9 protein-coding genes are annotated in these 8,724 nt (G+C 30.8%); all 9 read right to left on the reverse strand.

Annotated elements, in window-relative coordinates:
• Positions 1 to 75: 75 nt before the first annotated feature.
• Entirely contained in the window at positions 76 to 1,074 is a 999-nt protein-coding gene (gene galE, locus DW1_RS10515; RefSeq protein WP_074350585.1) for a UDP-glucose 4-epimerase GalE, read from the reverse strand.
• A 98-nt stretch (positions 1,075 to 1,172) separates the two neighbouring features.
• Complete coding sequence (locus DW1_RS10520; protein WP_074350586.1) at positions 1,173 to 2,831, reverse strand: glutamine--tRNA ligase/YqeY domain fusion protein; 1,659 nt, start codon at positions 2,829 to 2,831, stop codon at positions 1,173 to 1,175.
• A gap of 154 nt (positions 2,832 to 2,985) precedes the next feature.
• A complete protein-coding gene (locus DW1_RS10525) occupies positions 2,986 to 3,801 on the reverse strand; it encodes an AAA family ATPase (RefSeq protein ID WP_083605639.1) in 816 nt (271 codons plus the stop codon).
• A 123-nt stretch (positions 3,802 to 3,924) separates the two neighbouring features.
• Positions 3,925 to 4,983 carry a ribosome small subunit-dependent GTPase A gene (gene rsgA, locus DW1_RS10530; RefSeq protein ID WP_074350588.1) on the reverse strand — a complete coding sequence of 353 codons (1,059 nt, stop codon included), beginning with the start codon at positions 4,981 to 4,983 and terminating at the stop codon, positions 3,925 to 3,927.
• A gap of 286 nt (positions 4,984 to 5,269) precedes the next feature.
• The gene (locus DW1_RS10535) at positions 5,270 to 5,758 is read right to left on the reverse strand and encodes a DUF3201 domain-containing protein (protein ID WP_074350589.1); all 489 of its coding nucleotides are present in this window, start codon (positions 5,756 to 5,758) and stop codon (positions 5,270 to 5,272) included.
• A 70-nt stretch (positions 5,759 to 5,828) separates the two neighbouring features.
• A complete protein-coding gene (locus DW1_RS10540; RefSeq protein WP_074350590.1) occupies positions 5,829 to 6,506 on the reverse strand; it encodes a 5'-methylthioadenosine/adenosylhomocysteine nucleosidase in 678 nt (225 codons plus the stop codon).
• Between the two features lie 177 nt (positions 6,507 to 6,683).
• The gene (locus DW1_RS10545) at positions 6,684 to 6,968 is read right to left on the reverse strand and encodes a hypothetical protein (RefSeq protein ID WP_074350591.1); all 285 of its coding nucleotides are present in this window, start codon (positions 6,966 to 6,968) and stop codon (positions 6,684 to 6,686) included.
• A gap of 254 nt (positions 6,969 to 7,222) precedes the next feature.
• Positions 7,223 to 7,564, reverse strand: coding sequence for an HIT family protein (locus DW1_RS10550; protein WP_200800511.1), 342 nt, complete (start codon positions 7,562 to 7,564; stop codon positions 7,223 to 7,225).
• Positions 7,565 to 7,886: 322 nt separating this feature from the next.
• Entirely contained in the window at positions 7,887 to 8,360 is a 474-nt protein-coding gene (locus tag DW1_RS10555) for a GNAT family N-acetyltransferase (RefSeq protein ID WP_074350592.1), read from the reverse strand.
• Positions 8,361 to 8,724 lie beyond the last annotated feature (364 nt).

Here is an 8,724-nt window from a genome sequence, read left to right on the forward strand (position 1 = left end):
TTTTAATGATTAAAAGTTACAGATTAGGTCTGTAACTTATTTAACAGTACCTGGGATATATTTAAATCCTCTGTTTTAATTATTAATTTTACGTTCACCATTAGCATGTTTTTTATAGAACTCCCAAGCAGATTGGATTATGTCTTTTATATTAGTATATTGTGGCTCCCAGCCTAAGATATTCTTAGCCTTTTCTGATGATGCAACTAGTACTGCAGGATCACCTGCTCTTCTAGAAGTAATCTCCTTTTCAATAGGATTTCCTGTAACATCCTCAGCAGCCTTGATTATTTCATTAACAGTAAAGCCTAATTCATTACCTAGGTTAAAGATGTTACTATCATTACCTTTTCTTAAATATTCTAAAGCTAATAAATGAGCCTCTATTAAGTCCATGACATGAATATAGTCTCGTATACAAGTGCCATCTTTTGTATTATAATCGTTACCATAGATATAGATTTTATCTCTTTTTCCTAATGGTACTTGCAAAACTAAAGGTATTAAATGAGTCTCAGGATTATGTTTTTCACCTATAAGCCCGTTTGAATGAGCACCCGCGACATTAAAGTATCTTAAAGAAACATATTTTATCCCGTGTGCTATACTTGTCCATTTCATCATCTTTTCCATAGCTAATTTGGTTTCCCCATAAGGATTTGTAGGATCAGTTGCATCTGACTCCTTAATAGGTATAGACTTAGACTCTCCGTATACAGCTGCAGATGATGAAAATATAATTTTGCTTACTTTGTTCGATACCATGGCTTTCAAAAGAACTTCCATTCCATAAACATTATTATTAAAATACTTTAATGGTTCCTTCATACTTTCTCCAACTATTGAATTTGCAGCAAAGTGTATTACTGAGTCAATGGTATGTTCTTGAAAAATCTTATTCAAAAATTCAATATCTTTTATATCGCCTTTATAAAAAATTGCATCCTTGTGTACTGCATTAACATGTCCCGTTTGAAGATTGTCTGCAACTACAACCTTTTCTCCCTTTTCTATTAACTCATATACACAATGAGAGCCTATATACCCTGCACCACCACAAACTAATACTGTCATAGTACATTCCCCTTTACCATTTGTATTTTCTAATTTCTTCCTAGTATATTATATCATAAAAAAAGAAATGGCAAGCCTTCTACCATTTCCTAATAATTTTAATTTTCTATCTTAAATGAACTTTTTAATGATACTATCCTATTGAATACTAACCTTTCATCTGTAGTGTGTTTTGTATCTACATTGAAGTATCCATGTCTAAAGAACTGGAACTTATCCTGAGGTTTGGCATCTTTCATATTTGGTTCAACAAAACCTTGCAAAATCTCCAATGAATTAGGATTTATATTATCTAAGAATGTTTCTCCCTCTTCTTGTTGGTCATCAAGTATTAAGGGTTCATATAGTCTTATTTCAGCAGGTATAGCATTACTTGCCTCTACCCAATGAATTGTACCCTTAACCTTTCTCCCTGTAAAACCTGTTCCACTCTTTGTTTCAGGGTCATAGGTACATCTTAACTCAATTACATTCCCTTCCTCATCTTTTATAACTTCATTACATTTAATGAAGTAGGCATTTTTTAATCTAACCTCATTGCCTGGGAAAAGCCTAAAGTATTTTTTAGGTGGATTTTCCATGAAGTCATCTTGCTCAATGTATATTTCTCTTGAAAAAGGAATCTTTCTTTCACCTAGTTCAGGATTTTCGGAATTATTTTCTGCATCTAGCCACTCAATTTGACCTTCTGGATAATTTGTAATAACCACCTTAAGTGGTCTAATAACAGCCATTACCCTAGGCACTTTAAGCTTCAAATCTTCTCTTACAAAATGTTCAAGCATTTGCTCATCTACTAGACTGTTGCTCTTAGAAACACCTATTGCCCTACAAAAGTTTCTTATAGCCTCTGGAGTATATCCTTTTCTCCTTAGGCCAGATATAGTAGGCATTCTAGGATCATCCCAACCGTCAACTACATTCTCATCAACTAGTTGCTTTAACTTTCTCTTACTCATTACTGTATTAGTTAGATTAAGTCTAGCAAACTCTATTTGTTGTGGTATGCTCTCCATCTCACATTCTCTTACAAACCAATCATATAGTGGTCTTTGATCCTCGAATTCTAATGTACATATAGAATGTGTTATGCCCTCTATAGCATCTTCTAATGGATGAGCAAAGGAGTACATAGGGTATATACACCATTTGTCTCCTGTATTATGATGTGAAGTATGAGAAATTCTATAAATAACAGGGTCTCTCATATTGATATTTGGTGAAGCCATGTCAATTTTAGCCCTTAATACCTTTTCACCATCTTTGAATTCTCCCTTTTTCATACGTTCAAAAAGGTCTAAATTTTCTTCTACTGTCCTATTTCTATAAGGACTTTCTTTTCCAGGCTCTGTTAGTGTTCCTCTATATTCTCTAATTTCATCTGCAGATAAATCGCATACATACGCCTTACCTTTTTTGATCAGTAAAACTGCTCTATTATACATTTCATCAAAATAGTCTGAAGCAAAATGAAGCTCCTCCCACTGAAAGCCAAGCCACTTTACATCTTCCTTTATTGATTCAACGTATTCTACATCTTCCTTTGTAGGATTAGTGTCGTCAAATCTAAGATTTGTCCTTCCATTAAATTCATCAGCTAATTCAAAGTTTAATGTTATAGACTTAGCATGGCCAATATGTAAATAGCCATTTGGTTCTGGTGGAAACCTTGTAATTATTTCTTTATGCTTGCCTGCTTCTAAGTCGCTGATTACAATATTTCTGATAAAGTTTGATGATACTGGTTTGTCGTTCATTGTAACACAACCTTCCTTTTCTCTGCTTTATTGTTAACTTATAATATAACATAATTATAAGATTTTTTCTATTTTAATGTCTTTTATATGTATGATATACTATTTTAACCGTTTTAATAATTTTATGCAATCTTTTTAAAAAAGTTATATAGGCTTAAAGGTATCTTAAAAATCCTTCTGGATTATTTAAAAACGATTTGAAGAATTTAACCGACTCTATATCCATATAGTCTGTTTTCTTAATAGGTAAATCATTTAGGTCATATATAGTTGCACCAGGATAAGCCATTATAATTGGAGAATGAGTAGCTATAATAAACTGAGAGTTTTGGTTAATCATTTCCTTAAGCATGGCCATAAAAGCAAATTGATTCATAGGAGATAAGGGAGTTTCTGGCTCATCTAATATATATAGTCCATTAGGTATAAACCTTGCACTAAAAAACTCTAAAAAACTTTCACCATGTGATTTGCTCTCTAAATCACCATTATACATATTTTTCATTTCATATAGAGATCGTGTATAAGGCATTCGAGCTAAATCTCGTGCATACTGACTTCTACCATGAAATCTATTGTCAACATCAGCCAGCTCTTGTTCCATATCTGTTTTCATAATGTGTAGTTTTCTCAAATAATTAATGAAGTCCTCTGCTCTTAAGAAGAATCCTTTGTTAGTTTTTATGGTCCATGATAGCTTTAGATGTTTTGAAAGAGCCCTAGCATATTCAAATTCTCTGTCTTTGATTATATCTATATCACTTATTGTTATAGAACCGACAGCACAAGCAATTGCCTCTAGTAAAGTAGATTTCCCTGTACCATTTTCTCCGACAAGTATAGTTATGGGAGCATCAAAAGCTATTTTTGTAAATGACCTCACTAGAGGAATGTTAAATGGATACTCATCATTTAGCCCTTGATTTCTATTTGAATAGTGTACTTCTTTTAGATGAAACATTCTTTTCATCCTTTCACATTAGTCTGTTATGTCTATCTAAGTATTGATAATATCAAACCATACTTAAAAAGTAAAGAAAGCTATCTCCTAGTTAGCAAGAAATAGCTTTTCATACTTAATATAGTATTAAATTTACCTTAATGATTTTGATAGTTTTTTTGCTGCTTTTTTATATTGAATTTCAGCTTTTCTATTTAACTTTCTTTCAGTATATGCAGCTTCCTTTTTAAGCTTTAGATAGCTTTCGTATCTTTTTTTACTCAGAGTACCGTCATTAATGGCTTCCTTTACAGCACATCTTGGTTCAGATATATGAGTGCAGTCTGAGAATTTGCATCTCAAAGAAAGTTCTTCTATATCCTTAAATGCAGTATCTATACTTTCACTAACATCTAATATGTGGAGCTCTCTCATTCCTGGAGTATCTATAACTACTCCCCCTTCAGGAAGTATTAAAAGTTCTCTATTTGTAGTGGTGTGTCTTCCTTTTTCTCCAATACTGCTTACTTCCTGAGTTATCTGTCTGCTTTCACCTAGCAGTTCATTTATTATAGTGGACTTTCCCACTCCAGAAGAACCAATAAATGCAACTGTAGTTCCTTTTTTTATATAATTCTTAACTTCTGAGATTCCCGATTTATTAACACAGCTAATGCAGTGAACATCTATTCCAAACAAGATTTCAGATGTTTGCTTAAGTTTCTCCTCTATATCATTACACAGGTCTGCTTTTGTAAGTAATACAACTGGTCTGGAACCACTGTCCCAAGCCACAGTAATGTACCTTTCCAATCTTCTTAAATTAAAGTTATTATTTAAAGACATACATATGAAGGCTATATCTATATTAGCTGCAATAATCTGCTCATCAAATGAGTTTCCTGCAACTTTTCTAGAAAATTTACTTTTTCTTTTTAAAATTCCATGAATCATAACCCTATCTTTTTGATTAATATTTTTATCTAGTATTACCCAGTCTCCAACAGCAGGATAATCTTCCCTTCCTGTTGCTAAATTAGTCATCTTCCCAGAAACTGAAGCTAACACTTCACCATTTTCAGTATATATTTTATATAAATTTCTGTACTCCACTACTACTCTTCCAATGCTATATTCATCTCCATACTGTTTAACATCATCTTTAAAGTTCTCATTCCATCCTAAATCATACAAATTATATTTGCTTGTCAATTCTTAATCCTCCCATTATTTTAGGGCATAAAAATACCCTAGTTGTAGTTTTTACATGAACCACCTCTAGGGTTAATAGACACAAAAATACTATATAGTATAGATTAATTAAGCATTAATTATGAATGCTGACCTCTAGAAGTGGTATTATGAAATTATTAGACTTATTTAAATAAAAGTTACATTTGATATTTTTCATAACACATCACTCCTTCCATCATTCATAACTTAAGTAGTAATTTAATCTTAGCAAATTATATAGTTTTTGTAAATAGATATGGAGTAATTAAATGATTTCATATTCTCTTAATTTGGAAATCACGCTAATTATTTTTTCCATACTAATGCCTTGAGGTAAATATATTGTAAAATGAAATTCCTTCTCATCACTTTTATGAATCTTTTCTTTGTAAACCTCAATTCCTAAATTAGGTTGATAATAATCGATAAAATAGTCTGAAACACCATAAATCTCTATGTTATAGTCATTAAACTTATCTAATTGTAAATTTAATGCCTTTTCTTTTGATATTGTAGTCTCAATAAAAATATGATCTAAATTTAAACCAATATCCCCAACACCTTTAACTGATAAGACAGGGATAGGAAAATATTCATTAATGAAATTATCATCATACTTTATGGAATGCATATTAAACCATCCTGCATTGAAATAACTAAAACCTTGCTTTTCTAATATCTGCTTCAACTCTTTAAATTGCCTATGCAAAGGCTCATAAATATTGTTTAGTTCTTCAACTATTTTTAAATTCAATATCCTTACCTCCTAGATATTAAGATGGTAACATCCTTTTTCCATAAACATTAACAAATCAAATTATGCATTATAAATGATATATCATTTCTTTTGCAAGGTTAGCAGATTTATGTGCTGCTATTTCTTCAAATTTCTTATAATCTTTAACAGTTGCTTCGTTGGCTAAATCCGAAATACTGCGAATAACTAAAAAAGGAATATTGTTTACAAAAGCGGTATGTGCTATTGCTGCTCCTTCCATCTCTACGCAAAGTGCTTTATAAATTTGATGTAACTCTTTTTTTCTCCTAGTATCTGTTATAAAATCTTCACCTGATATAATTGTTCCAATATGATAATCCAAATCATATGACTTTGAAATTTTTATTGCTAAGTCAATTAAATTAGCATCTGCTATAAAAAATTCTTGATTTGGAAAACAATTTATCATCTGAATTCTACGCACATCATAGTATGTTAGCTGATTTGATATTACTACAGAAAGGTGCTTAATATCATCGGAAAGCCCTCCAGCAATGCCTGTATTGATTATTGCATCAACTGAATACTGGTCAATTAAAATCTGAGTATAAACTGCGGCATTAACTTTGCCAATACCACACACTAATAAAATAACTTCAATATCTTTAATTTTGCCTATGTAATAATCTAAACCTGCATGTGTTTCAACAAAACAATTTTCCAATTCATTTTTAATTATGTCTACTTCTATAGGCATAGCGCCAATAATCCCAACTTTTTTCATTTCTTCACCTTCACAATATTAATAATTTTTTAATATATAGTTCTGAACTTATGTAGTAACTTTGTTTAAAACCCCCTCTTAATTAAGATAATAAATATTTCACTAAACAAGCCAGAAAAAATGCCAAATTAGAAAAATGTTAACTATCGCTATAATTAATCCAAAGCAAGAAACAAACTATCTTAAAATATTAAATCTAGCAAAGCTTCCAATAAGATTACCCTGTAACGATAGACTTCCTATTATTAAATATCCAGTATCCCCAAGTAGAAAAACTACAAGACTAAAAAAGCAATATAAAAAATAAATCAGTTTTATGCCATACCTTGATTTATGTGCAACAAACAATAGAATGTATCCAAATAATATAGTAATTAAACTACCTGAAACAGCTATAATACCATATTTTACTTTATTTTTACTATTCCTAATTTCCTCAAATGAAGAGAGTTCGTCCTTCAAATACACTCTGCCAAGTGAAAACTTGTTTTTTATAGCCTAGTAAAATTGTAGTAATTACATGTCCTAACTCATGTAAAAAGCTATAGAATAATAAAGCAATGGTTAATATCATTGCTGCATATAGAATTTCTTTTCTATTTAAAGATTTAGTAAAAGACATAATAATAGTAAAAATAATAACCAGCAAAAATCTTCCTTAAATATGCTAATATAGCTGATTTCATTTTAGTTCCCTCATTAATGAATTTTGATCTCTATTTTTCTGTATTCATAATGTCCTTGGAAAGTCCGTTAATAATCATATCCTTTACTTGTTTAAGCTCCTGTCCTTCTCCATTTTCTTCACTGTATGTCCACCCAAAACCATCACCTTTATATCTTGGAAATACATGCATATGGTAATGTCCAACATCATTAAAAGTCCCGCCATTTTGCATTATGCTATAACCATCAGGCTTAAATATCTCTTTTAGAACCCTTGTAGCTTTCATAGCGAATTTCATTATATGAGTAGCAACATCCTCATCTAAGTCATCTAGATCAATATAATGTTCCTTTGGTATTATCAATAGATGTCCACTATTTATAGAGTCCATATCTAAAAAAAGATATTATTTTTTCGTCCTCATATATTATCTCTGGAACCTTTTCCTTATTAGCAATCTTACAAAATTCACAATTCTTATCTATGTAATCCATCTACCTCACCCATTTAAATAATATTATCTAACTAAAAAACATATCTATTATATACCCTTAAAAATCTATTAAATTGTAACTTCATTTGCTTAATACTTGCTTTCAGATAATGTCCTATATAAGAAAAGCAACAAAATTCTACTAAACGCAAACCTTTAAAATATGACTTCGAAGCCCAATGCTGGCTCTAAGCATATCTTATAAATCTCCAATTGTTATCTAAAGAGCCAATCTGGCAACAACTTCACCATCGGAAATATCCCCTGTTTCAACAAAACCAAAAGAAGCATATAGTTTTTGAGCCACTTCATTTTTTGGATGATATGAGAGATATACAGAAACTGCATTCCCTTGTGGAAAAGTTCTAATTAGTTCCAATACTTTTGCAAATGCTTTTTTACCATATCCTTTCCCTTGAAACTTTCTATCGATCATAAATCTACATATCCCATAACTTTCTTCAGAATAGTCACTCTCTTCAGCTGTATCATGATACATCATCACGAATCCAATAACTTTACTGTCTTCGCATATAGCATACGTCATAGGTGGTAGTTCATCATTTAACAATGCAACATATGATTGTGCTAAACTATACATATTTGAAGCAATAAAATCATCTTGTTCATCTTTAACCCTAAGACGTATACATTCTTCCCAATTATCCCATGTAATTTTCTCTAATGTAATCATTTCATCATCCCCCTTTTTTAAGCAATATTAGTATATCTCTAAACTAGTGGTTTTTACTAGTTCTAATTTCGGTACATGTCATCTAAGTTATAATTTTTCAAAAAGACTTTTTGTCTTATCAATTGATGAGTTAGTATAGTAAGAGTATACCACTCATAATTTAACATTATATAAGTCTATGACAAGCTATATATGGTGAAAATAATAAAATATTTCTGTTATCAGTATTACATTTTCAGTATATAATCTCTAGCATAATAATACAACCTCCTATTTATTTCTGAAAAGAAATAGTGAAACAAAAGAAGGTCATTAATAGACTTTGACTTTTTATGACCTTTCTTTACTAATGTGGAATACACAA

The organism is Proteiniborus sp. DW1 (genome assembly GCF_900095305.1).
Lineage (GTDB): Bacteria > Bacillota > Clostridia > Tissierellales > Proteiniboraceae > Proteiniborus.

Bases quoted from the DNA above. Each gene is read 5' to 3' on its own strand.
- galE (WP_074350585.1), bottom strand. From the start codon at position 1,074: ATGACAGTATTAGTTTGTGGTGGTGCAGGGTATATAGGCTCTCATTGT.
- DW1_RS10520 (WP_074350586.1), bottom strand. From the start codon at position 2,831: ATGAACGACAAACCAGTATCATCAAACTTTATCAGAAATATTGTAATC.
- DW1_RS10525 (WP_083605639.1), bottom strand. From the start codon at position 3,801: ATGAAAAGAATGTTTCATCTAAAAGAAGTACACTATTCAAATAGAAAT.
- DW1_RS10540 (WP_074350590.1), bottom strand. From the start codon at position 6,506: ATGAAAAAAGTTGGGATTATTGGCGCTATGCCTATAGAAGTAGACATA.
- DW1_RS10550 (WP_200800511.1), bottom strand. From the start codon at position 7,564: ATGGACTCTATAAATAGTGGACATCTATTGATAATACCAAAGGAACAT.
- DW1_RS10555 (WP_074350592.1), bottom strand. From the start codon at position 8,360: ATGATTACATTAGAGAAAATTACATGGGATAATTGGGAAGAATGTATA.